Source organism: Kribbella catacumbae DSM 19601, assembly GCF_000372465.1.
GTDB lineage: Bacteria > Actinomycetota > Actinomycetes > Propionibacteriales > Kribbellaceae > Kribbella > Kribbella catacumbae.
The window spans coordinates 60105-81648 of sequence record NZ_AQUZ01000015.1; the positions used below are offsets into that span (position 1 = coordinate 60105).

Annotated in this window: 21 protein-coding genes; 7 read left to right on the forward strand and 14 right to left on the reverse strand. The window is 68.1% G+C overall.

Going from position 1 to position 21544, the window contains the following annotated elements:
• The 3 genes from A3ES_RS0117460 to A3ES_RS0117470 are packed head-to-tail and all read right to left on the reverse strand — an operon-like array spanning position 1 to position 2548.
• On the reverse strand, positions 1–831 hold the full coding sequence (locus A3ES_RS0117460) for an MlaE family ABC transporter permease (RefSeq protein ID WP_020388126.1): 831 nt from the start codon (positions 829–831) through the stop codon (positions 1–3).
• On the reverse strand, positions 831–1604 hold the full coding sequence (locus tag A3ES_RS0117465) for an MlaE family ABC transporter permease (RefSeq protein ID WP_020388127.1): 774 nt from the start codon (positions 1602–1604) through the stop codon (positions 831–833). Before A3ES_RS0117465 ends, A3ES_RS0117460 begins: the two co-directional genes overlap by 1 nt.
• On the reverse strand, positions 1601–2548 hold the full coding sequence (locus A3ES_RS0117470; protein WP_020388128.1) for an ABC transporter ATP-binding protein: 948 nt from the start codon (positions 2546–2548) through the stop codon (positions 1601–1603). Before A3ES_RS0117470 ends, A3ES_RS0117465 begins: the two co-directional genes overlap by 4 nt.
• 275 nt (positions 2549–2823) lie before the next feature.
• Here A3ES_RS0117470 and A3ES_RS0117475 point away from each other — a divergent pair, with 275 nt between their 5' ends.
• Positions 2824–4287 carry a PhoX family protein gene (locus A3ES_RS0117475; protein WP_020388129.1) on the forward strand — a complete coding sequence of 488 codons (1464 nt, stop codon included), beginning with the start codon at positions 2824–2826 and terminating at the stop codon, positions 4285–4287.
• A gap of 35 nt (positions 4288–4322) precedes the next feature.
• Positions 4323–4889 (forward strand): phosphatase PAP2 family protein, encoded by a 567-nt coding sequence (locus A3ES_RS51305; RefSeq protein ID WP_020388130.1) that lies wholly within the window; start codon positions 4323–4325, stop codon positions 4887–4889.
• A gap of 73 nt (positions 4890–4962) precedes the next feature.
• On the opposite strand, the gene rplL is transcribed toward A3ES_RS51305, so the two are convergent.
• The 8 genes from rplL to A3ES_RS0117520 form a co-directional block, all read right to left on the reverse strand.
• Entirely contained in the window at positions 4963–5346 is a 384-nt protein-coding gene (gene rplL, locus A3ES_RS0117485) for a 50S ribosomal protein L7/L12 (RefSeq protein ID WP_020388131.1), read from the reverse strand.
• Between the two features lie 70 nt (positions 5347–5416).
• Positions 5417–6040 (reverse strand): 50S ribosomal protein L10, encoded by a 624-nt coding sequence (gene rplJ / locus A3ES_RS0117490; RefSeq protein WP_020388132.1) that lies wholly within the window; start codon positions 6038–6040, stop codon positions 5417–5419.
• 319 nt (positions 6041–6359) lie between these two features.
• The gene (locus A3ES_RS0117495; RefSeq protein WP_020388133.1) at positions 6360–7562 is read right to left on the reverse strand and encodes an MFS transporter; all 1203 of its coding nucleotides are present in this window, start codon (positions 7560–7562) and stop codon (positions 6360–6362) included.
• A gap of 51 nt (positions 7563–7613) precedes the next feature.
• Positions 7614–8054 (reverse strand): type II toxin-antitoxin system VapC family toxin, encoded by a 441-nt coding sequence (locus A3ES_RS0117500; protein WP_020388134.1) that lies wholly within the window; start codon positions 8052–8054, stop codon positions 7614–7616.
• Entirely contained in the window at positions 8044–8313 is a 270-nt protein-coding gene (locus A3ES_RS0117505) for a type II toxin-antitoxin system Phd/YefM family antitoxin (RefSeq protein ID WP_020388135.1), read from the reverse strand. Before A3ES_RS0117505 ends, A3ES_RS0117500 begins: the two co-directional genes overlap by 11 nt.
• Positions 8314–8373: 60 nt before the next feature.
• The gene (locus tag A3ES_RS0117510; RefSeq protein WP_020388136.1) at positions 8374–8778 is read right to left on the reverse strand and encodes a RidA family protein; all 405 of its coding nucleotides are present in this window, start codon (positions 8776–8778) and stop codon (positions 8374–8376) included.
• Between the two features lie 16 nt (positions 8779–8794).
• Positions 8795–9532: an IclR family transcriptional regulator gene (locus tag A3ES_RS0117515; RefSeq protein WP_020388137.1), complete on the reverse strand. Its 738-nt coding sequence runs from the start codon at positions 9530–9532 to the stop codon at positions 8795–8797.
• Positions 9529–10536, reverse strand: a complete 1008-nt coding sequence (locus tag A3ES_RS0117520; protein ID WP_020388138.1) for a sugar kinase — start codon at positions 10534–10536, stop codon at positions 9529–9531. The genes A3ES_RS0117515 and A3ES_RS0117520 overlap by 4 nt, the downstream gene beginning before the upstream one ends.
• 116 nt (positions 10537–10652) lie before the next feature.
• Here A3ES_RS0117520 and A3ES_RS0117525 point away from each other — a divergent pair, with 116 nt between their 5' ends.
• Genes A3ES_RS0117525 through A3ES_RS0117535 form a run of 3 tightly spaced genes read left to right on the forward strand, consistent with a single transcriptional unit; the run spans position 10653 to position 14230 of the window.
• Positions 10653–11960, forward strand: coding sequence for an alanine racemase (locus A3ES_RS0117525; RefSeq protein ID WP_020388139.1), 1308 nt, complete (start codon positions 10653–10655; stop codon positions 11958–11960).
• A complete protein-coding gene (locus tag A3ES_RS0117530) occupies positions 11960–13600 on the forward strand; it encodes an N-acyl-D-amino-acid deacylase family protein (protein WP_020388140.1) in 1641 nt (546 codons plus the stop codon). The genes A3ES_RS0117525 and A3ES_RS0117530 overlap by 1 nt, the downstream gene beginning before the upstream one ends.
• Positions 13601–14230 carry a bifunctional 4-hydroxy-2-oxoglutarate aldolase/2-dehydro-3-deoxy-phosphogluconate aldolase gene (locus A3ES_RS0117535; protein WP_020388141.1) on the forward strand — a complete coding sequence of 210 codons (630 nt, stop codon included), beginning with the start codon at positions 13601–13603 and terminating at the stop codon, positions 14228–14230.
• 106 nt (positions 14231–14336) lie between these two features.
• On the opposite strand, the gene srmL is transcribed toward A3ES_RS0117535, so the two are convergent.
• A complete protein-coding gene (gene srmL / locus A3ES_RS0117540; RefSeq protein ID WP_020388142.1) occupies positions 14337–15458 on the reverse strand; it encodes a PheS-related mystery ligase SrmL in 1122 nt (373 codons plus the stop codon).
• Between the two features lie 185 nt (positions 15459–15643).
• On the opposite strand from srmL, the gene A3ES_RS0117545 reads away from it, so the two are divergent.
• Positions 15644–16684 (forward strand): alpha-hydroxy acid oxidase, encoded by a 1041-nt coding sequence (locus A3ES_RS0117545; RefSeq protein WP_020388143.1) that lies wholly within the window; start codon positions 15644–15646, stop codon positions 16682–16684.
• Positions 16685–16779: 95 nt separating this feature from the next.
• Here A3ES_RS0117545 and A3ES_RS0117550 read toward each other — a convergent pair whose 3' ends face one another.
• On the reverse strand, positions 16780–19434 hold the full coding sequence (locus A3ES_RS0117550; protein ID WP_040454892.1) for an ATP-dependent RNA helicase: 2655 nt from the start codon (positions 19432–19434) through the stop codon (positions 16780–16782).
• Between the two features lie 81 nt (positions 19435–19515).
• On the opposite strand from A3ES_RS0117550, the gene A3ES_RS0117555 reads away from it, so the two are divergent.
• Complete coding sequence (locus A3ES_RS0117555; RefSeq protein WP_020388145.1) at positions 19516–20418, forward strand: phosphotransferase family protein; 903 nt, start codon at positions 19516–19518, stop codon at positions 20416–20418.
• Positions 20419–20800: 382 nt separating this feature from the next.
• Here A3ES_RS0117555 and rplA read toward each other — a convergent pair whose 3' ends face one another.
• Positions 20801–21520, reverse strand: coding sequence for a 50S ribosomal protein L1 (rplA, locus tag A3ES_RS0117560; protein ID WP_020388146.1), 720 nt, complete (start codon positions 21518–21520; stop codon positions 20801–20803).
• Positions 21521–21544: the final 24 nt, after the last annotated feature.

Below are 21544 nucleotides of genomic sequence, written 5' to 3' on the forward strand. Positions count from 1 at the left end.
CTACCCCGCCAGCCTGACCGTGGTCGTAGTACCCCAGATCGCCATCGACATCAGCAGGTCGACGACGTTGATGACGACGATCGAGGTCCGTACTGCGCGCCCGACGGCGACGCCCACTCCCGCCGGACCGCCGGTCGCGTGGTAGCCGTGGTAGCAGTGCACCAGGATCACCAGGACGGCGAAGACGAGCACCTTGGCGAACGACCAGAGCACATCGCCCGGTGGTAAGAACAGATGGAAATAATGGTCATAGGTCCCCGTACTCTGACCGTAGAATTTCGTCACGGTCAGACGGGTGGCGAAGTACGACGAAAGCAACCCGACGACGTACAGCGGGATGACCGCTATCAGCCCGGCGATGATCCGGGTGGTGACCAGGTACGGCAGGGACGGGATCGCCATCACCTCGAGGGCGTCGATCTCCTCGCTGATCCGCATCGCTCCGAGCTGGGCGGTGAAGCCGCAGCCGACGGTCGCGGCCAGCGCGATGCCGGCGATCAGCGGGCCGATCTCGCGGGTGTTGATGTAGGCGCTGACGAAGCCGGCGAAGGCCGACGTACCGATCTGGTTCAGCGCCGAGTAGCCCTGCAGGCCGACCTCCGTGCCGGTGAAGAAGGCCAGGAAGGTGATCACGCCGACGGTGCCGCCGATCACGGCGAGCGCGCCGGTGCCGAGCGTCACCTCGGCCAGCAGCCGCAGGATCTCCTTGCGGTAGCGGGTGATCGACTTACCGGACCAGGCCAGCGCCTTGAGGTAGAAGGCGAGTTGCTCACCCAGCCGGTCCAGCGAGTTGAGCGGCTTCTTCACCAGGGTGTCGACAAGGGCGGACATCAGGCCCCCTTCGGCGGTACGAGCTGGAAGTAGATCGCCGTCATCGCGAAGTTCGCGACGAACAGCAGCATGAAGGTGATCACGACGGACTGGTTCACAGCGTCGCCGACGCCCTTCGGGCCACCACCGGCGTTCATGCCCTTGTAGGAGGCGACCACCGCGGCGATGAAGCCGAACACCAGCGCCTTCGCCTGGCCCTGCCACAGGTCGGGCAGATGGGCGAGCGCCGTGAACGAGGCTATATAGCTACCGGGCGTACCGTCCTGCAGGACCACGTTGAAGACGTAGCCGCCCATCACGCCGACCACGCTGACGAAACCGTTCAGGAAGAACGCGACCAGCATGGTGGCCAGCACCCGCGGGACGACCAGGCGCTGGATCGGGTCGATGCCGAGCACCATCATCGCGTCGAGCTCTTCGCGGATCTTGCGCGCGCCCAGATCGGCGCAGATGGCCGAGCCGCCGGCGCCCGCGATCAGCAGCGCGGTCGCGATCGGCGACGCCTCCCGGACCACGGCCAGTACCGCAGCCGACCCGGTGAAGGCCTGCGCGCCGAACTGCTTGATCAGCCCACCGACCTGCAACGCGATCACCGCGCCGAACGGGATCGCGACCAGGGCGGTCGGGATGATCGTCACGCTGGCGACGAACCAGGCCTGCTGGAGGAACTCGCGCAGCTGGAACGGCCGGCGGACCGAGGCCCGGGCGGTGTCGAGCGCGAAAGCGAACAGCGAGCCGGCGTGCTTCAGCGGGGCGGTAGCGCTAGCGGTCACGTAGCCCCCACGACTTCACCGGCGAAGGAGCCCGGCGGCGGGGTCACGCCGTTGTCCTCGCACCATTGGCCGGGTGGGCGCTGGGTCGGCCGCAGTACGCCGCTGCTCGGCAGTTGCTGGATCGGGATCGGCGGCAGCGGCGGCAGCTCCTGATCCGCCTCGGCCGCGAGCTCGTCGGCATCCTTCTCCTCCGACATCCCGATCGGGCCGATCCGCTGGGCGTTCAGGAACTGGCGGACCACCGGCTCCTCGCTGGACAGCAGCATCTCCCGCGGGCCGAACATCGCCAGGTGCCGGTGGTACAGCAGGCCGATGTTGTCCGGAACCGTGCGCGCGGTGTTGATGTCGTGCGTGACGATCAGGCAGGTCGCCTGCGTCATCTCGTTCAGGTCGATGATCAGCTGATTCAGGAACGCGGTCCGGACCGGGTCGAGGCCGGAGTCGGGCTCGTCGAAGAGCAGGATCTCCGGCTCCAGGACGAGCGCGCGGGCCAGCCCGGCCCGCTTGCGCATCCCGCCGGAGATCTCGCCGGGCAGCTTCTTCTCCGCGCCGACCAGACCGACCATCTCCATCTTCTCCATCACGATGGAGCGGATCTCGGACTCGGACTTCTTGGTGTGCTCGCGCAGCGGGAAGGCGACGTTGTCGTACAGGTTCATCGAGCCGAACATCGCGCCGTCCTGGAACAGCACGCCGAACAGCTTGCGGACCTCGTAGAGCTGGCGCTCCGAGCAGGTCGCGATGTCGACGCCCTCGATGTGCACGTGACCCCGGTCCGGCTTGAGCAGACCGATCAGCGTCTTCAGGAATACGGACTTCCCGGTGCCGGAAGGGCCGAGCATGACGCAGATCTCACCGGCGGGCAGCGTCAGGGACACGTCGCCCCAGATCAGCTGGCTTCCGAAGGACTTCGTCAGTCCCTCGACACGGACCTCTACGCCCACCGGTCCTCCTCACGGGTTCGTCGTGACAGCCCCGACCGACGTGCTTTCGTCGATACAACGAGGGCGCGGTTGCTTAGGTTACGCACGAGTACCTTTTTGCGTAACCCCTCTGTGTCAAGTGTTGGATGACCGATTCGTCACGCTCCGGTCACGCCCGGATCACGTTCCGTACGATCGTTGCCCGGCCCCAGCGCGGCGGGGAACTCCAGGACTGTCAGCAGGCCGGTCTGAAGGCTAGCGTCAAATTCGGGCCGTTCGCGCGAGAGGGGTAACTGATGAGCATCGAACGACGCACCTTCCTCAGGGGCAGCGTGGCCGTCGCCGGCGGCGTCCTCGCCGCGGGGCCGTTCCAGGGGTTCGTGGCCCGGGAGGCGGGGGCGGAGCCGAAGGGCAACGCGCCCTTCCGGGCCCTGCGCGCGATCCCGGACAAGCGCGACGGCAAGGTCCGGCTGCACCTGCCGGAGGGTTTCTCCTACCGGTCGTTCCACGACACGGAGTTCCCGGTGGTACTGCGGGACGGCACCACGCTGCCCGGGCGGCACGACGGGATGGGCGCGTTCCGGCTGGCCGGAGGAAACGTGCTTCTGGTCCGCAACCATGAACTGAACAACCCGGGCGCGCCGTTCGGCCCCGGTACGCCGTACGACGCCAATGCCCAGGGCGGTACGACGACGGTCGAGGTGACACCCTTCGGCGAGGTGGGCGACGCGTACACCAGCCTGAACGGCACGATGATGAACTGCAGCGGCGGAATCATGCCGTGGGGTAGCTGGATCACCTGCGAGGAAACGGTGAACGGCCCCGACGTCGGCCCGGACTTCACCGGCAGACCGAACGTGCCCCTGACCAAGCCGCACGGATTCATCTTCGAGGTACCGGCGGGCGGCCAGTCGGACCGGCAGCCGATCACCCGGGCCGGCCGCTTCGCGCACGAGGCGGTCGCGTTCGACCCGGCCGACGGGATCCTCTACCTGACCGAGGACAACTTCGCGTTCCCCTCCGGGTTCTACCGCTACCGCCCGGCATCGAACCCCCTGCGTTCCGGCGGGCTGGACAACGACGGCCGGCTGCAGATGCTCGCTGTCCGCGGTCGCCCGAACCTGAACCTGGCCGCGGAGCAGCCGCGGCGGGCGACGTACGACGTGGAGTGGGTGGACATCGACGACCCGGCACCGACGTTCCCGTACACGCCGGGGCAGACCGCTCCGACGACGAACGACCAGGCGCTGGTGTACGTCGGCGACCAGGGCCGCTCCCAGGGTGCGGCGTACTTCTCCCGGCTGGAGGGCACGGTTTACGACGACAACGTCGTGTACTTCTGCTCGACCCAAGGTGGCGGACCGGCCGAGACCGGGCCGGACTCGGTGACCGGCTACGGCAACGGTTTCGGCCAGATCTGGGGCTACCACACCCGCGCGCGGAAGCTGCAGCTGCTGTACCAGTCGCCGAACCGCTCGACGCTGGACTTCCCGGACAACGTGACGACCAGCCGGCGGGGAACACTGGTGCTCTGCGAGGACAGCACGCAGGACAACTACCTGCGCGGCCTGTCCCGCGGCGGTCAGCTCTGGGACATCGCGCTGAACCGCCTCACCAGCAGTACCGGGGTGGACCGGTCCGGCGACGAGTTCGCCGGTACGACGTTCAGCCCGGACGGGCACACCCTGTTCGTCAACATCCAGGCGAGCCGCGGCATGTCCTTCGCGATTTGGGGCCCCTGGCAACGGATCGGCGTCTGACGAACCGGCCGGCTCTGGGCCTCACAGTGGTGTCGATGGGCGCCGCTGTGGCACTCGGCGCTTGGGTCCTCGCCGTGGATACGGTACCGGGCGAGCGGCGAGTGCTGATCCGGGTTCACGACGCCGGCCTGTCGATCGATCAGGCCATGCTCGCCATCAGCAGGGCCACCGAACTGCTGCCGCTGGGAGCCGTCGCGGTCGGCGTCCTCGTCGTACTGCTTGTCCTGCATCGGCCGAGTGACGCGATGCTGTTCGGCGCGGGAGTAGCTGTCGTCTGGGCGGTCAACCCTTTGCTGAAGGAGCTGGTCGGCCGGTCTCGTCCCGACCTCTGGCCACTGCCGGACTCAGTCTCGGAGTACAGCTTCCCGAGTGGGCATGCCGCGAACACCGCGGCCTTGGCCGGTGGCCTGCTGTTGATCCTGCACAGCCGGCACTGGCGGGTTGTCGGTGCCCTGCTCGCTGCGGTCGGGCTCGCGATCGTTGGGTTCTCCCAACTGGTACTCGGCCGGCACTACCCGTCCGACATCCTCGCCGGCTGGTTCTGGGCGGGAGCCTGGATCAGCTTGCTCGCCTGGGTGAGAAGCCGCCGGTCAGAGGGGTGAGACGCACCGAAGGGCGGCCCCTTGCGGGACCGCCCTTCGTTGGTACAGCTGGTGTGCGGCTAGGCCGCACAGGTCACTTGAGGGTGACGGTGGCGCCGGCGCCCTCGAGGGCCTCCTTGGCCTTCTCCGCGGCAGCCTTGTCGACCTTCTCCAGGATGGCCTTCGGCGCGCTCTCGACGAGGTCCTTGGCCTCCTTCAGGCCGAGGCTGGTGAGGCCACGCACCTCCTTGATGACCTGGATCTTCTTGTCGCCGGCCGACTCCAGGACGACGTCGAACTCGTCCTGCTCGACAGCCTCTTCGGCCGGGGCGCCAGGACCCGCGGCGGCGGCGACGGCCACCGGAGCAGCGGCGGTCACGCCGAACTCCTCTTCGAAGGCCTTCACGAACTCAGAGAGCTCGAGCAGGGTGAGGTCCTTGAACTGACCGAGCAGCTCTTCGGTGCTGAGCTTCGCCATTTTGGCGGTCCTTCCGTAAGTGTGTTGCTAGGTGATTACTACTGACTGGGGTCCTGCGTGAGTCGATCGGTCAGCTGTCGGCTGACGCGGTCTCCTCGGTGCTCGCGCTCTCGGCAGGTGCTTCGGCCGAATCTTGCAGAGCCTCCGCGGCCGGAGCCTCGTCCGCCACGGGGGCGGCCACGGCCGGCAGCTTGTCCTGCAGCGCCGCGAACAGGCGCGCGGCCTGCGACAGCGGAGCAGCGAACAGCGACACCGCTTGCTGCGGGGCCGCCTTCATCGCACCTGCGAGCTTTGCGAGGAGAACCTCACGCGACTCCAGGTCAGCGAGTTTGTTGATCTCGTCCGAGCCGAGTGCCTTGCCGTCCAGCACACCGCCCTTGATGACGAGAAGGGGATTGGCCTTGGCGAAGTCACGCAGCCCCTTGGCCGCGACCACCGGGTCGCCCTTGATGAAGGCGATGGCCGACGGACCCTCGAGCAGCGAGTCGAACGACTCCACACCCGCGTCCTTGGCAGCGATCTTGGTCAGCGTGTTCTTCACCACGGCGTAGTTCACGTCGTCACCGAGCGTAGTGCGCAACTGCCGCAACTGCGCCACGGTGAGTCCGCGGTACTCGGTCAGCACGGCGCCGTTGGAGCTCTTGAAGCTATCCGTGAGCTCTGCGACGGCGGCTGCCTTGTCCGGCCTCGCCATGGGTCTCCTTCCGCCCTGTTACCAGGGTTGGGCTTCTCTTGCCGCACCGGCCAGACCCACACAAAACGAAACGCCCCTGCGCAGGCGCAAGGGCGTGAAGAAACTAGTCTCACTTACTTGTCACCTACGCGGGCCGCCCACGAGCTTGTGGGACTTTCAGTTGCTCCGGGAGCAACGACCAGCGGTCTTCGGCAGCCTCAAGAGTAACCGCCGGTGACTCGACCACCAAATCGGTTCCGGGGGCTGCGGTGATTTGGGGGCTCTCCCGCGGTGAGCCGCTCCGCGTGAAGGAAATTGGTCACAGAGCGGCAAATTTCCTTCACGCGGTGGGATTGGACTCGGGCCGGGACGGGATCCAGCGATTCATGGCGGCCGCGGCTGCCCAGCCGGTTAGGCCCATGGCTAGGACTGCTGGGCCAAGGCTGGTCAGGGCGGTGACCGCGGCGATGAGGAACGGGCCGGCGCAGATGCCGGTGTCGGCACAGAGGCGGAAGGCGCCGAGGAACTGGGCTCGGGCGCCTGGTGGTGCGGCGTCGGCGCCGAGCGTCATGATCACGCCGGCGCCCAGCCCGTTGCCGACTCCCATCAGCAGGGCGACCGCGGTCAGCGTGGTGGCCGAGTGGGTCAGCGGGAGCAGCAGGTGCGCCAGGCCGAGCACGAACATCGACGGTACTGCGACCCACTTGCGGCCGAAGCGGTCCATCACTGAGCCGGCTGGATAGAAGAGCAGCATGTCCACCGCGCCGGACACTCCGAAGATGATGCTGGTGGTCTGCGGATCCAGGCCGAGGTGCTCGGCCCAGAGCGGGATCACCACCTGCCGGGACGCCCGTACTGCGCCGACGAGGAGCGCGCCGAGACCGAGCGTACGTAGTACGGGGAGGTGTTCGCGGATCACCGCGCGAGTGGATTGCACGACGACGGGGTTGGCGGCACGGCTTCGGCGTACGGACTCGAGGTCGGGGAGGCTGAGCAGGACCACGCAGGCGAGCACGGCGGCGCCGAGGTGGACCCAGTAGGCGCCGTCGGTGCCGAGGAACTTCATCGCGAAGGCGCCGAGGAACGGGCCGATGAAGGACCCGATCCGCTGGACCCCGCCGAGGGTCGACAGGGCGCGGGCGCGCATCTGCAGCGGTACGGCCTCGCTGAGGTATGCCTGGCGAGCAAGCCCCCAGACGGCCCCGGCGAGGCCGGTCGCCCCGATCGCAAGAGCCAGGCCCCAAACGTTCGGCACCACCAAGCAGGCCACCAACGCAACCGACACGAGCCCTGTGGCCAGCAACATCGCCCGGCGCTCGCCGATGCGGCTGGTCAGTGACCCGGCCGGAATGGCCCCGACCACCTGCCCGACACCGGCAGCGGCGACCACCAAACTGGCAACAGCGATCGACGCACCAAGCTCCCGCGCAGACAACGCGACAACTGGAGCAATCGCCCCCTGGCCGATGCCGTACAACAACGCCGGCAGATAAACCGAGGGAGCAATCCTCCAAAGACTGACGGACTCGACCATCCCCGTCATCGTCCCATCCTCAACTACCTGATGAGACGCCAATCCCAAGCCTCAGGACAGCTACGCGTCGATCGGGTGGGCGACCGGTACGACGGTGAGGAGGTTCTCGAGCCCCTTGAAGTGAGCGGGGTTCGTGGTGAACAGAGGCAGTTCCTCCGCCACCGCGATGCTGGCGATCATCAGATCGGCAACCCGGCCCCGTGGCGTCCGGCCCACAGCTACGACAGCTGCGCAGATCCGGCCGTAGATCCTGGCTGCCTCCGCGTCGAAGGGAATCGGATCAAACTCGTTCTCGGCGCGCTGGAGGACGTCCATCCGCCGGGCTCGCTCGGCGTGTTCGTCATAGTCGGCCGTACCGCGCACCTGATGCGGTCCCGCCGAGAGCTCAGCCAAGGTGATGGCTGAGATGGCCATCTCAGCGGGCAGCAACGCAGGCTCGATCCACTTCCGCAGAATCATGACGTTCGTATCGAGCAAGCCCTGCTGATACTCATCGGGCATAGGGATCGTCCAGTTCCTGGTCGATGTCGGCGGCCTGATGGGCGCGGAAGTCTTCCAGGCGGATGTCCGGGGCGGTACGGGACATCGCGGCGAACTCTCCGCGCGGAACGAAGCGACGCCGGCGACGCAGCGGGATCAGTTCGCCGATCCGGTGCCCGTCTCTGGTGACCGTGAAGGACTGACCGCTCTGAACGGCATCCATGATCTCTTTGGACCGGATCCGAAGGTCGCGTTGGGTGATCTCTGGCTGCGCACTCATGGAAACATCATAGCCGCGACGTGGCACATGGTGCTACCGCGTAGCACCGTGCCGTAGCGGTCAGGACAGGACGGCGAGGGCGTCGATTTCTACCAGCATTTGTTCTAGGGGGAGGCCGGTGAAGACGGTGGTGCGGGAGGGGAGGACGCCGCTGGGGGTGCGGGTGCTGACGAATTCGGCGTAGGCCTCGTTCATCGGGGTGAAGTTGTCGCGGGTGGTCAGGTAGACGCGGAACATCACCACGTCGTCGAGGCTGCCGCCGCCGGCCTTCAGGATCGCCTCGATGTTCTGCAGGACCCGGGTGGTCTGCGCCTTCACGTCACCCTCGAAGACGAACGCGCCGCTGTCGGGGTCGACCGAGCCCTGGCCGGACACCTGCAGGACGTTGCCCTTGCGGACTCCCTGGGAGAACACGGGCATCGGCGCGGGGGCGTCGGGGGTGGAGACGGCGGTCTTGTCGGACATTCGCGGTTCCTCTCGGTCAGTTGTTGTAGTCGGCGCCGATGGCTGCCGTGGTGGCGAGCAGGTCGGGCAGCAGCTCCAGCACCTGCTCATAGTTGAGCAGAACGTCCGGCACCGACACCGAGACGGCCCCCACCACCCGGCCGGTGCGCTCGGTGATCGGCGCCCCGATGCAGTTGATGAAGGACTCGTGCTCGGCCCGGTCGTGCGCCCAGCCCTGCGAGCGGACCAGGTCGAGCTCGTCGCGCAGCTCGTCCGGCCCGGTGATCGTGTTCGGCGTGAACCGGTGGTACTCGATGGTGTTCAGCAAGCCTTCCCGCTGCCGCTTCGGCTGTGCCGCCAGCAGCACCTTGCCGACAGCAGTGCAATGCAGCGCCGCCGGTACGCCGACCTGGCTGTACATCCGCACCGACTGCACACTGTCGAGCTTGTCGATGTAGATGACCTGCCCGTTCTCGTACGCCGCCAAGTGCACCGTCTGCCCGGTCTTCTGGTTGAGCTGCCGCAGATGCGGAGCAGCAACAGCCCGTACTACGTGCTGCTCGCGCGCAGCGTCAGCCAGGGAGAACATGCGCGAGCCCAACCGGTAGCGGTGCGCCTCGTCGCGTCGTACGAACCGCTCGACCTCCATGGTCCGCAGTAGCCGCAGCACTGTCGTCTTGTGCACGTCGAGCTCGGTCGCCAGCTGGTCGAGCGAACGGTCGCCCTCCCCCAGGCTGACCAGGATCTGGAGGGCTCTAGCCAGACTCTGACTCACACCACACCTCCCACCCTGATACCAGCCGGACCGACCTGGGCGCCGGCCCACACCGCTTCGGAGCAATCAAGCAACGCCTGCCGGGTCGCGGCATCAGGAGGCGTCGCATGGTCGTCCGGCACAGCCAGCACAGCCGCGGCACTCAGGTGCCCTTGCCGCAGCCGCTGCTCCATCGACAGTCCCTGCAGCGTCCCGGCCAAGTAGCCGGCGGCGAAAGCGTCGCCGGCGCCCACAGGCTCTACTACTTCGACAGTGAGCGCCGGGACCTCCGTACGACGTCCGTCCGGCTCCAGCGCGAGCGCTACGTGAGCATCCGACTTCACCACGATCGTCGAGCGCGGTCCAAGCAGTTCCCGCAGCTCAGCAGGGTCACTAGTCCCAGCAAACGCTGCCGCCTCATCCGCACCGATCAGTACTACGTCAGCCGCGCGCAGCAGTCGCCACAGCGGTGCCGTGTCGGCGTCACGCCACAGAGCTGGACGCCAGTTGAGGTCCACACTCAAGGTGAAGCCCAACGTGTCCCGCAGAGCCGTCAACCGATCCAGCAGCTCAGCAGCAGTCGTAGAAATGGCCGCCGTGATCCCAGTGGTGTGCACAAGCTCAGCACCAACCAGCCGGTTGCGTACTGCGGGCCGATCCAAGAAGGCAGCATCCATAGCTGCCGCTGCCGAGCCAGAGCGGTAGTAGTGCATCCGCGTCCGGCCGTTGATCGTGTGCTTCACGTAGAGCCCGGTCGGCCGGGTCGGGTCGTCCTCGACTCCCCCGACCTCGACGCCGCGACCCTCCAGGTCACGCAGTACGTGCCGACCGAAGCCGTCGGTGCCGAGCCGCGAGATCCAGCCGGTCGGAACCCCCAGCGCGGCCAGTCCGCCCGCGACGTTGCACTCGGCGCCGCCGACCGATCGGCGGAACGTCTCGACGTCCTCCAGCGGGGCACCGGTCTCGGCGGCGAGCATGATCATCGCCTCGCCCAGACAGACCGCCCGAAGTACCAGATCGGCCATCGATGAGTCCTCTCGGGCGGCTTGTCGTTGACGGGAGTTCTGGCGCGATGCTACAACCGATACGTCAGAATGCGCAACGAGCGTTGCGCAGTACGCAATCCAGCGCAGAGGACGTCATGTCAGCTTCGTACGATGCCGCCGCCGTCGCAGCCCTGGCCGACCAGCCACTGAGCTGGCAGGACAAGGCGCTACCGCCCGCCTTCTGGGGCCGGACCGTCACCGAAGTACTGGCCGGCAAGCCACGCCTGTCCGACCTACCGACTCCACTGCTCACATTGTCCGCGCAGGGCCTTCAGCACAACGTGGAGACCCTCGCCCGCTGGTGCACGAAGCACGGGGTCGAGCTGGCGCCGCACGGCAAGACCACGATGGCTCCGGCGCTCTGGGCGAAGCAGCTGGACGCCGGTGCCTGGGCGATCACGCTGGCGAACGCCTTCCAGCTCAGTGTCGCCAGGGCGTACGGGGTGAGCCGGGTGATAGTCGCCAACTCGGTCATCTCTCCACTGCAGCTGCGGTGGATCGCAGACGAGCTTGCGGCCGACCCGTCGTTCGAGGTGATGGTGTGGGCCGACTCTGTGCGCACAGTGGAGCTGCTGGAGGCCGCCAGGTCGGCGTACGTCGACGCAGGCGCGCGGCAGCTCGACGTACTGGTTGAGGTCGGCGGAGACAGTGGGCGGACTGGCGCACGTGATGTCGAGACGGGACTCGCTGTAGGCGCCGCCATCGCCGCTGCACCGACACTGCGGCTTGCTGGCGTCGCTGGCTACGAAGGGGCGATCGCACACGGTGCAGACGAGGCAGGGCTTGAGCATGTCCGCTCCTACCTCCGTGACCTCGCTGCCGTCCACAACGGCTTGCAGTACGACGCCGACGTCGTACCGGTGGTCAGTGCGGGCGGCAGCGCGTACTTCGAGCAGGTGGCCCAGGTGCTCGCTCCGCTCGGCAAGGACGGCGCCCGGGTGGTACTGCGGTCCGGTGCGTACATCGCGCATGACGACGGCTACTACCGGGAGATCTCGCCACTCGGTTCCGTGCCTCGGACGGACGGCGACCGGCTGATGCCGGCTATGCACGGCTGGGTCCGGGTCACGTCTCAACCCGAAGCGGGGTTGGCGATCTTCGATGCGGGCAAGCGCGATCTGCCCTTCGACGAAGGGATGCCCGAGCCGCAACTGCTCCGGCCGCGCTCCGCCGGCGAGGCCGTGCGCAAGGTCGAGGGCATGACCGTGACGAAGCTGAACGATCAGCACGGCTTCCTGCGCTTCTCCCCCGACGGCGAGCCGCCACTGGTGATCGGCGACGAACTGCGGGTGGGGCTGTCACACCCCTGTACTGCGTTCGACAAGTGGGGCCTGATCCCCGTCATCGACGATGCGGACGCCGACGACCCGGTGGTCGTCGACCTGATCCGCACCTTCTTCTGATGGCTGCTCTCAATTCCTTCCCCGCCCCACCTCCCCGGTCTCTGCTGATCACCGGCGCCACCGTCATCGACGGCACCGGCGCTGCCGGCTTCCGTGCCGACGTCGCCGTCGACGCGGGCCGGATCGTGGCTGTCGGCAACGACTTGCCCGGGTTTCTCCGCGCAGAGCGGACCATCGATGCAGCAGGACTGGTCGTCGCGCCCGGGTTCATCGACATGCACGCGCACTCGGATCTGCAGATCCTGGCGAATCCGGACCACACGGCCAAGGTCAGCCAGGGCGTGACGCTGGAGGTGCTCGGCCAGGACGGGTTGTCGTTCGCGCCGATCGACGAGGCCACCCGGATCGCCGTACGGCGCCAGATCGCCGGGTGGAACGGGGAGCCGGACGACTTCGACTTCTCCTGGTCCACGGTCGCCGGGTATCTCGATCGGCTCGACCAGGGGATCGCGTGCAACGCGGCGTACCTGGTCCCGCAGGGCACGCTGCGGATGATGGTGGTCGGCACGGCCAACCGCCCGGCCACGGCAGCCGAGCTCGCCGAGATGAAGCGGTTGCTGGCCGAAGGGCTCGCGCAGGGCGCGGTGGGGATGAGCAGTGGGCTGACCTACACGCCCGGCATGTTCGCCGGCACCACGGAACTCGTCGAGCTGTGCAAGGTGGTCGCGGAGTACGGCGGCTACTACAGCCCGCATCAGCGCTCGTACGGGAAGGGCGCGCTCGAGGCGTACGCCGAGATGGTCGAGATCGCGCGGCGGTCGGGGTGCGCGCTGCACCTGACCCACGCGACGATGAACTTCGAGCCGAACAAGGGCCGTGGCGTCGACCTGATCGCGATGATCGACGAGGCGCTCGCGGACGGCGTCGACATCACCACCGACACCTATCCTTACTTGCCTGGAGCAACGACTCTGTCGGCGATCCTGCCGAGCTGGAGCGCCGAGGGTGGCGCGGACGCCTTGCTCGCCAGGTTGGCCGATCCCGCCGATCGCGAGCGGATCACCTACGAGCTGGAGCAGGTCGGCACGGACGGCTGCCACGGCTGCGTGACGGACTGGAACACCATCGAGATCGGTGGCGTGAAGAACCCGGAACTCGGCAGCGCGGTCGGCCGTACCGTCGCGGAACTGGCGGCGGGGAGCGGTCGGGCGCCCGCCGAGGTGTTCTTCGACGTACTGATCCGGGACAACCTGGCGACGACGATCCTGCAGCACGTCGGCCACGAGGAGAACGTGCAGGCGATCATGAAGCACCCGACCCACACGGGCGGTTCGGATGCGATCCTGGTCGGCGGCAAGCCGCATCCGCGGGCGTGGGGGACGTTCCCGCGGTACCTCGCGCACTACGTCCGCAAGCTTGGTGTGCTTGAGCTCGCCGACTGCATTCACCACCTGACCGGCCGTCCCGCCGCGCGACTGCGGCTGGTCGATCGAGGGCTGGTCCGCGAGGGGTACCACGCGGATCTGGTGCTCTTCGATCCCGCCGGCGTGCGGGACACCGCGACCTTCGACAACCCCCGTCAGCAGGCCGAAGGCATCCCCTGGGTGCTGGTCGGCGGTGTTCCCGTCATCGAGGACGGGCACCGCACCGGCGCCATGCCCGGCCGCGCCGTCCGCCGTACTTTTTTGAAAGGAAACTAGATGACCACGCTGGACCTGCTCCGCGCCGATCGCGTGCTGAGCGTCGTACGGGCGCCTGCCCTCGACGACGCGCGCGACCTGTGTTCCGCGCTTGTTGCCGGTGGCATCCATGTCATCGAGCTGACGTTCACCACGCCGGAACTGCCGCGGCACCTGGAGCGGGCCGCCTCCGGTGATACCGGTGCCGTGGTCGGTGCGGGGACCGTGCAGACCGCTGCCCAGGCACGCTCGGCCGTTGACGCGGGCGCGGCGTTCCTGGTCACCCCGGGACAAGGGCCCGAGGCGGCGGCGATCGTGGCGGCCGCGCACGACGCCGGAATTCCCGTCATTCTGGGCTCTTTCACCCCTTCCGAGGTGATGACGGCGCTGGCGCTTGGCGCGGACGCGGTCAAGATCTTCCCCGCGCACCACCTCGGACCGAAGTACCTGAAGGATCTGAACGGCCCGTTCCCCGGCGTCCCGCTGGTGCCCTCCGGTGGCGTCAACGCCGGCAATGCGCGGCAGTTCCTCGACGCCGGTGCGCTCGCGGTCAGCGCCGGTACCGATGTGGTGTCCCCTGCCGACATCAGCGCCGCCAACTGGTCCCAGATCACCAACAACGCGAAGGCTTTCTGCGCCGTACTGAGCTGAGCTGAGCTGAGCTCACCCGGGCTCAAGCGCACTTTGTGCACCGGCTAGGCGCCTACTCGCCAGTAGAATGGCTAGCCGGTGCACAAAGTGGCATCGAGGGCGGCAGTTAGCGGCCGATCAGCTCCAGGACTGGGCCCTCGTGGAGGGTTGTGTAGAGCTGGTCTCGGAGGTGGTTGGCTTCGGGGTCGGTCAGGGTGCGGCCCAGGGGTCTGAGGGTCAGTCGGATAAGGATGTTGCGCTGGCCCGGTTGGAGTTGAAGCCGTTCCCGGGCGGCTGCGGGCAGGTCGGCGTACGGCGTATCGCTGCGGACCTCGACGGACTCCGCGACGTCGGCATCCGCGCCGAGGGCCTGGCGGACGCGGTCGCCCAGCACCTCGTCCGACATGTCGACGTCCGGCCCGACCACGACCGACAGATCGCGTCGAATCGCGGGCATAGCAGACACCGGCCGGTACGGCGTCAGATCCAGCAGCTGCTCGGCCACTCGCGGATCCGTTGACCGGAGCAACCGAATGTCCCGGATCCCCTTGCGGAGCATGAGAAGCCGGTCGAGGCCTGGACCCATCGCTAGGCCCGTCCAGGTCTCGTCGAGGCCGGCCTTGCGGAGTACGGCGGGTGCGGCGACTCCGCATTCGCCGATCTCGATCCACTGATCGTCAAGCAGTACGTCGATCTGGCGGCCGTGGATCGTGTACGGGTGCACCGCCGGGACCGTCCGATACGTCTGCCAGGGCAGCACGGTCGTGACGAGCCGGTCGATCATCTCCTCCAGCTCGGGCTCGCCGAGCGTGACGTTGCGGCTGATTCGCCACAGGTCCAGCTGATGCGGGGTACCGGTGTGCTGCCAGTCGACGGAATCGCGTCGGTAGCAGATCCCCGCGCACACCATCAGCACGTCGGACGACTCGGACGCGGCCAGCTCGCGCAGGGCCGGTGGGATCATCGCTGAGGTGTGGCTGCGCAGCACCTCCCCCGCCGAGGCGTACCGCGTGTAGCGCTCCTCGCGGGTGACCGCGCCGGCGGCGTACCCGAGGTTGTCGTAGTTGTCGGCCAGCGAGACGACTGGATGATCGCGCCGGGTCCAGATCTCCGTGTACGGCCAGGCCAGGCCGAGCGCAGTACGGAGTTGGTCGACGATCAGCTGGATCGCGTGCGGGCCCTGAGCCGGGTCGGCCAGGTCGCGGAGGGCGAGGGCAGAGTTGAGTTCTTCAGCGGTGAGTACAGCCATGGGATATCTCTCCTGTGAGCAACGGGTCCGGGGAACAGACACCCCGACCGGCCGCGGTCACCTCAGGAGAGAGCGCAGCAGCAGCTCACCCCGTCGGCACCATCGTGCCGGCCGGGGCGCAGAAATCGCTGCCCATGCTGCTTCATGCGACCGATAGTACCTTGTTGGATGGAAGGATCGACGGCATGCGATGGATCGACAGTCTGGAAGCGGCCGCCGCCGAGAAGTTGCCGGAGGCGGTGCATCGGTACTTCCGCCAGGGTTCCGCCGGTGGGATCAGCGTTGCGGAGGCGACGGCGGCCTGGAGCCAGTACCGGTTCCGGCCGCACGTCCTGACCGATGTGAGCACGGTCGACCTCAAGACGACCGTGCTCGGTACGCCGGTCGACGTACCGGTGCTCGTGGCCCCGACAAGCCTGCAGCGGCAGGCCGATTCCGACGGCGAGCTGGCGATGGCTGCCGGCGTCGGTGCGGCCCACTCGGCACTCGCAGTCTCCAGCAACGCCGGTACCACGTTCGCCGAGCTCGGGGCAGTCGGTACGCCGTGGTGGTTGCAGATCTACGTGGTGAAGAACCGCGACATCACCCTGAAGATGCTGGACGCCGCAGTCGCGGGCGGCGCGCGAGCCGTCGTACTGACTGCTGACACGCCTGTAGTGGGCCGCAAGGAGAACGACGGGCCGAGCGTCTGGGAGGTGATTCCGCCGGGTCAGTTGCTGGCAAACCTCGACGAGGGCGAGTACGGCGAAGACGACCTCAGCAAGGCCGACGACCTCACCCCGGACGTGATTGGCTGGCTGGCCGAGCGGACCGGGCTCCCGGTGCTAGTGAAGGGTGTACTCCGCGGCGACGACGCCAAGCGTTGCTCCGACGCGGGCGCGGCCGGTGTGATCGTCTCCAACCACGGCGGTCGCCAGCTCGACGGCGCGATCCCCACCGCACAAGCCCTGCCGGAGGTCGCCGCTGCCCTCGCCGGTACCGGCACAGAGGTGTACGTCGACGGCGGGATCCGGCGCGGGGAGCACGTGATGACCGCGCTCGCGCTCGGCGCCCGCGCAGTACTGGTCGGCCGCCCGGCCCTGTGGGCGCTGACCGTCGGCGGCTCAGCAGGCGTCACTCGCCTACTCACCGACCTGAGCGAAGAGCTGGAACACGCCATGCGCCTAGCCGGCGCATCCGCCCTGGATGACCTAACGCCAGACCTGTGTGTGTCGATCGACAGGTAGTGCACCCCCGAGACGCCGTACGCGGCGCTCAGCTCACGCTCGACCGACCTACCTGGCGACGACTATGTCCTGTCCATCGGCACGCGAGGCCTTCTTCACTGGCGAGGTTTGACTCGTTTGGTGGGGGCGGCCGTCAGGGGGTCTTCCGGCCAGGGGTGGCGTGGGTAGCGGGCCCGCAGGTCGGCGCGGACCTGCGGATAGCCCTGGCTCCAGAACGACGCGAGATCGCTGGTGATCCCGACCGGACGTCTCGCGGGCGAGAGCAGATGCAGCACGACCGGAACGCGGCCGTCCGCGACCATTGGGGTCGTGGTCCAGCCGAACACCTCCTGCAGTTTCACCGCCAGCACCGGCGGCTCGGCCCCGTCGTACACGAGCCGCACCTGAGAGCCGGACGGTACCGGAAGCCACTCCGGCGCAAGCTCAGCGAACCGGGTGGCAGCGGGCCACGGCAGCAGCCGTCGCAGCGCGGACGCCATCTCGATCCGGGCGAGGTCACGCGCACCACGGACCGACGCGAGTTCCGGGCCGAGCCAGTCGTCGAGACTCGCCAGCAGGGCAGCGTCGTCGACCGCCGGCCACGGGGCTCCGAGGTGCGCATGACAGAACGCGAGCCGGGAACGCAAGGCGAGAGCGGCGTCGGACCAGCGCAGTACGGCGAGACCGCTGCGGCGCAGACCATCGCGGACGGCGGCTTGAACAAGCAGCGGGTCAGGTTTGGCGAGCGGTACGTCGTTCAGCACGATCGCTCCGAGCGCCTCCACGCGACGCGTCACGATTCGCCCGTCCTGCCAGCGGATCTGATCCGTGGACGAGACGAGCTCGCCGGCCACCTCCCGGGCAGTCGCCTCGTCGATCGGCGCGGCGGAGCGAATCCTGGCATCGGCGCGGCCAGGCGCCCGGTCGGCGACCGCGATCGCGAGCCACTGCGTGGTCCGCAACACCGACTGTGGATCCAGCGCCGCCCCGGTGCCGCCGGACATCTGATACGTGGCCGAGTCGGCCCCACGAGCTCGCGCGATCCGATCCGGATACGCCAGCCCCACCACGATCCCAGCCGCCAGATCATCAGGGACCGTCCCACCAGCCGCCCGTGGCTCACCCCTGTTGTCCGGTACTACGCCGCCCGCCGCCCGCGATTCCTGCCCAGCTCGGGTGCCCGGTACGCGGTCCGCCGCACGCGACTCCTGCACACCTCGGGTGCCGGGTGTTGCGCCGCCCGGCGCCCGCGTGATGTTGTCCGGTTGCGGCTCAGCGCCTCGGGCGAGGCGCTTCGTTTCTTCTCGCCAGCGAGTGGTGGCTGCACGGTCGTTGCCTCGGCGTAGTGCTCGCCATCGCGCCGGCAGATCGTCGCCGGAGTCGCGACTGGAGTCGTCCGAGAGCATCGCGACGATCTCGCGGGCTCGCTCGGCGCCGACCCACGGCGTACCGTCCAGCAGCGCGCGAGCCAGCCTCGGATGGGCGCCGATCGCCGCCATCTGCCTTCCCCGCTCAGTGATCCGGCCACTGTCATCGATCGCGTCAAGTCGGCGCAGCAACTCGGTCGCCGCAGTCATCGCCACCACCGGCGGCGCCTCCAGCAAGGTGAGACCGTCGCCACCGGGCGCACCCCACGCGGCTAGGTCAAGCGCGAAGGCAGCAAGGTCCGCGGTAGCGATCTCCGGCGCCGCATGATCGTCGAGATGCGCGTGGTCAGTGGCAGACCAGCACCGATAGACACGACCAGGTGCCTCACGTCCCGCCCGGCCAGCCCGCTGATCGGCAGACGACTTCGAGACCCGGCAGCTGACCAGCGCGCCAAGACCGCGGGACTGATCGGTACGCGGTTCGCGGGCAAGACCTGAGTCGACCACAACCCTCACTCCCGGCACAGTCAGCGAACTCTCCGCGACCGAGGTCGTCACCACGATCCGCCGCTCAGCGCCCGGCGCCAGCGCGCGATCCTGCTCCGCCCGCGTCTGCCGGCCGAACAATGGCAACACATTCAGGCCCGCCAGCCGGCGCGTCACTCCGTTGATCTCGGCCTCCCCCGGAACGAACACGAGGATGTCACCGTCGTTCTCGGCCACCCCACGCCGGACCACCGCAGCGAGGTGATCCAGCAGCCGCGGGTCGACGCGCCCGCCGGGCAGCAACGGCACCGGGACCGGCGGCGGTGCCCACTCGATCGCCACGTCGAACATCGCGGCCGACGCGGTGACAACAGGCGCCAGGCTGTCAGCGGCCAGTGCGCGGCTCAGCGTCAGCGTGTCCGCGGTAGCCGACGTGGCGACGATCGCGAGGTCCTCGCGAAGGTTCGCCCGGATGTCGACGCAGAAGGCGAGCAGCAGATCGGCATCCAGATGTCGTTCGTGGCATTCGTCGATCACCACCGCGGCGACGCCAGGAAGCTCGGGGTTCTGCTGCAAGCGTCGTACGAGAAGCCCTGTCGTCACCACCTCGACCCGCAGGTTCCGCCCGCCAGCGCGTTCGCCCCGCATCGCGTATCCGATGCGCTGGCCGAGCGGTTCGCCGATCAAGGTCGCCAATCGACTCGCGGCGGCGCGGGTCGCCATCCTGCGGGGTTCGGCGACGATGATCGTGCCGTCGAGCGCATCGGCCAGAGCGAGCGGCAGCAGAGAGGTCTTACCTGATCCGGGCGGCGCGACGAGGATCGCAGTACCGCGGAGGCGAACCGCATCGACGGTGGCAGGCAGAGCGGCCCGGACAGGCAGGTCCGCCCCCGGCACGGACGGATCGGGAAGTAGCACGAGGCCGACGCTAGCCGACCCGCGACGCCAACCCCGATCTATTGGGTGGCCCGGTCAGGATCGCTGAACGAGACTTGGGCGATGGTGACAACGCCTCGCCCGATCATCGACTCGGTGGTGCGGTCAGTCTGCGGCCGCGACGTCGAGTGCCTCGTTCCCCTCGCCGGTGGCGGGATGAACGAGACCTACCGCGCCGAGTTTGCCGGCGATGTCGCTGTGGTCGTCCGGATCGCGCGTCAGCCGACGCCGTGGTTCATCGACGAGGCGCACCTCATGACGCAGGCACGTGACGTCGGCGTACCGACAGCAGAGGTGCTCGGCCTGGAGCATCAGGAGCACAACGGCGAACTGTTGTCCTTCTCCGTCCAGCAGTTCCTACCGGGCAGCTCCCTCGCCGAGCTGGTCGGCGAACTGCCTGGCACTGATCTCGAGCGGTTGGTCATGGACGCCGGTGAGATTTTGGCACGGGTGCACAGCGTGGTCCCGGACGACGAGCGAGGTATCCGGCACGACCTGCGGTTGCCCGAAGAGCGCGAAGTCACCCGGGTCGCACGCATCGTCGAGGAGGCGCTTGGCCCAGCGGCAGCTGTGGTCGTCGAGCGGGGTGCTGAGTTCCTGCGCCACGAGGTGACGACCCGTACGGCGCCCCAGTTCTCGCTCGCCCAGGGCGACTTCTGTCCCAAGAATATCCTGGTTCACGACAAGACGGTCGTCGGCGTCATCGACTGGGAGTTCGCCGGCCCTGCTCCGCCGGCCTACGACCTCGCCCAATGGGAGGTCGATGCCGGCGACCCTCTGCATGACCGATTGGACCTGGTGCGCCGCGGGTACGCGCGGGTCGCTGATCCCGAGTCGGCCGATGCCGGGTGGTCGCCGGCCTTCGCCATCGACTGGACACTCGAAAAGCTCGGTTGGAAGAACCCTGCTTCGCCGGCGCAGTTCCAGCGCTGCGTGGACGTGATCGCCCGCTACACGGGCTGTTGACCGGCTCAAGCAGCATTCGCCAACGAGTACTTCGCCGCCTTGCGGACCGCCACCACTCATGAACCGCGAAAGCCCCCGCCGCTCTGGCACCCACGCAGGCGTGGGAAGTGGCGCTCGCCCCGGCCCGCCGCACCTTTGTGGGTGGTGGCGGTCCGCGAGCTCGCCTTAGCACCCCTCACCACCCCACCCAGCCACCCAACGGCTGCACCTCACCAGCCCGCCTTCACCAAGCAGGCGACGGAAAAGCCTGCGCGCACTCGCAGAAGGCGGGCGGGAGCGACCGGAGCAGCGAGCGACGCAGGAGCGAGCGGCGGAGAGTGGGTGGGGAATACGAACGGCCCCGGTCAGCAGACCGGGGCCGTTCGGAAGAAGAGGCTGAGGCTCAGGCCTCGTTCTCCTCGAGGAGGTTGCGGGTGGCGTTAGGGTCGACCTGAACGCCCGGACCCATCGTCGTCGAGAAGACGGTCTTCTTGATGTAGCGGCCCTTCGAGCTGGAGGGCTTCAGCCGGAGAATCTCCTCCAGTGCGGCGCTGTAGTTCTCCACCAGCTGGGCCTCGTCGAAGGAGACCTTGCCGATGATGAAGTGCAGGTTCGCGTGCCGGTCGACCCGGAACTCGATCTTGCCGCCCTTGATGTCGGTGACAGCCTTCGTCACGTCCGGGGTGACCGTACCGGTCTTCGGGTTCGGCATCAGACCACGCGGGCCGAGCACGCGACCCAGCCGGCCGACCTTGCCCATCATGTCGGGCGTGGCGACGACGGCGTCGAAGTCGAGCCAGCCGTCGGTGACCTTCTTGATCATGTCGTCGTCACCGACGAAGTCGGCGCCGGCGGCCAGTGCGGCCTCGGCCTTCTCACCGGTGGCGAAGACGAGGACCCGTGCCGTCTTGCCGGTACCGTGCGGAAGGTTGACGGTGCCGCGCACCATCTGGTCGGCCTTGCGGGGGTCGACCCCGAGCCGCATCGCGACGTCGATGGTCGAGTTGAACTTCTTGCCCGTCGCGCCCTGCTTGGCGAACTTGATCGCCTCGAGCGGGGTGTACAGGTGGTCGAAGTCGATCTTCTCCGCGATCGCGCGGTAGCTCTTGCTGCGTTGTGCCATTTCTGATCTCCTGTTTCGGACGGT

Coding starts and splice junctions, on each gene's coding strand:
- A3ES_RS0117460 (WP_020388126.1), bottom strand. CDS start 831: ATGTCCGCCCTTGTCGACACCCTGGTGAAGAAGCCGCTCAACTCGCTG.
- A3ES_RS0117475 (WP_020388129.1), top strand. CDS start 2,824: ATGAGCATCGAACGACGCACCTTCCTCAGGGGCAGCGTGGCCGTCGCC.
- A3ES_RS51305 (WP_020388130.1), top strand. CDS start 4,323: ATGGGCGCCGCTGTGGCACTCGGCGCTTGGGTCCTCGCCGTGGATACG.
- rplL (WP_020388131.1), bottom strand. CDS start 5,346: ATGGCGAAGCTCAGCACCGAAGAGCTGCTCGGTCAGTTCAAGGACCTC.
- rplJ (WP_020388132.1), bottom strand. CDS start 6,040: ATGGCGAGGCCGGACAAGGCAGCCGCCGTCGCAGAGCTCACGGATAGC.
- A3ES_RS0117495 (WP_020388133.1), bottom strand. CDS start 7,562: ATGACGGGGATGGTCGAGTCCGTCAGTCTTTGGAGGATTGCTCCCTCG.
- A3ES_RS0117500 (WP_020388134.1), bottom strand. CDS start 8,054: ATGCCCGATGAGTATCAGCAGGGCTTGCTCGATACGAACGTCATGATT.
- A3ES_RS0117505 (WP_020388135.1), bottom strand. CDS start 8,313: ATGAGTGCGCAGCCAGAGATCACCCAACGCGACCTTCGGATCCGGTCC.
- A3ES_RS0117510 (WP_020388136.1), bottom strand. CDS start 8,778: ATGTCCGACAAGACCGCCGTCTCCACCCCCGACGCCCCCGCGCCGATG.
- A3ES_RS0117520 (WP_020388138.1), bottom strand. CDS start 10,536: ATGGCCGATCTGGTACTTCGGGCGGTCTGTCTGGGCGAGGCGATGATC.
- A3ES_RS0117525 (WP_020388139.1), top strand. CDS start 10,653: ATGTCAGCTTCGTACGATGCCGCCGCCGTCGCAGCCCTGGCCGACCAG.
- A3ES_RS0117530 (WP_020388140.1), top strand. CDS start 11,960: ATGGCTGCTCTCAATTCCTTCCCCGCCCCACCTCCCCGGTCTCTGCTG.
- A3ES_RS0117535 (WP_020388141.1), top strand. CDS start 13,601: ATGACCACGCTGGACCTGCTCCGCGCCGATCGCGTGCTGAGCGTCGTA.
- srmL (WP_020388142.1), bottom strand. CDS start 15,458: ATGGCTGTACTCACCGCTGAAGAACTCAACTCTGCCCTCGCCCTCCGC.
- A3ES_RS0117545 (WP_020388143.1), top strand. CDS start 15,644: ATGCGATGGATCGACAGTCTGGAAGCGGCCGCCGCCGAGAAGTTGCCG.
- A3ES_RS0117555 (WP_020388145.1), top strand. CDS start 19,516: ATGGTGACAACGCCTCGCCCGATCATCGACTCGGTGGTGCGGTCAGTC.
- rplA (WP_020388146.1), bottom strand. CDS start 21,520: ATGGCACAACGCAGCAAGAGCTACCGCGCGATCGCGGAGAAGATCGAC.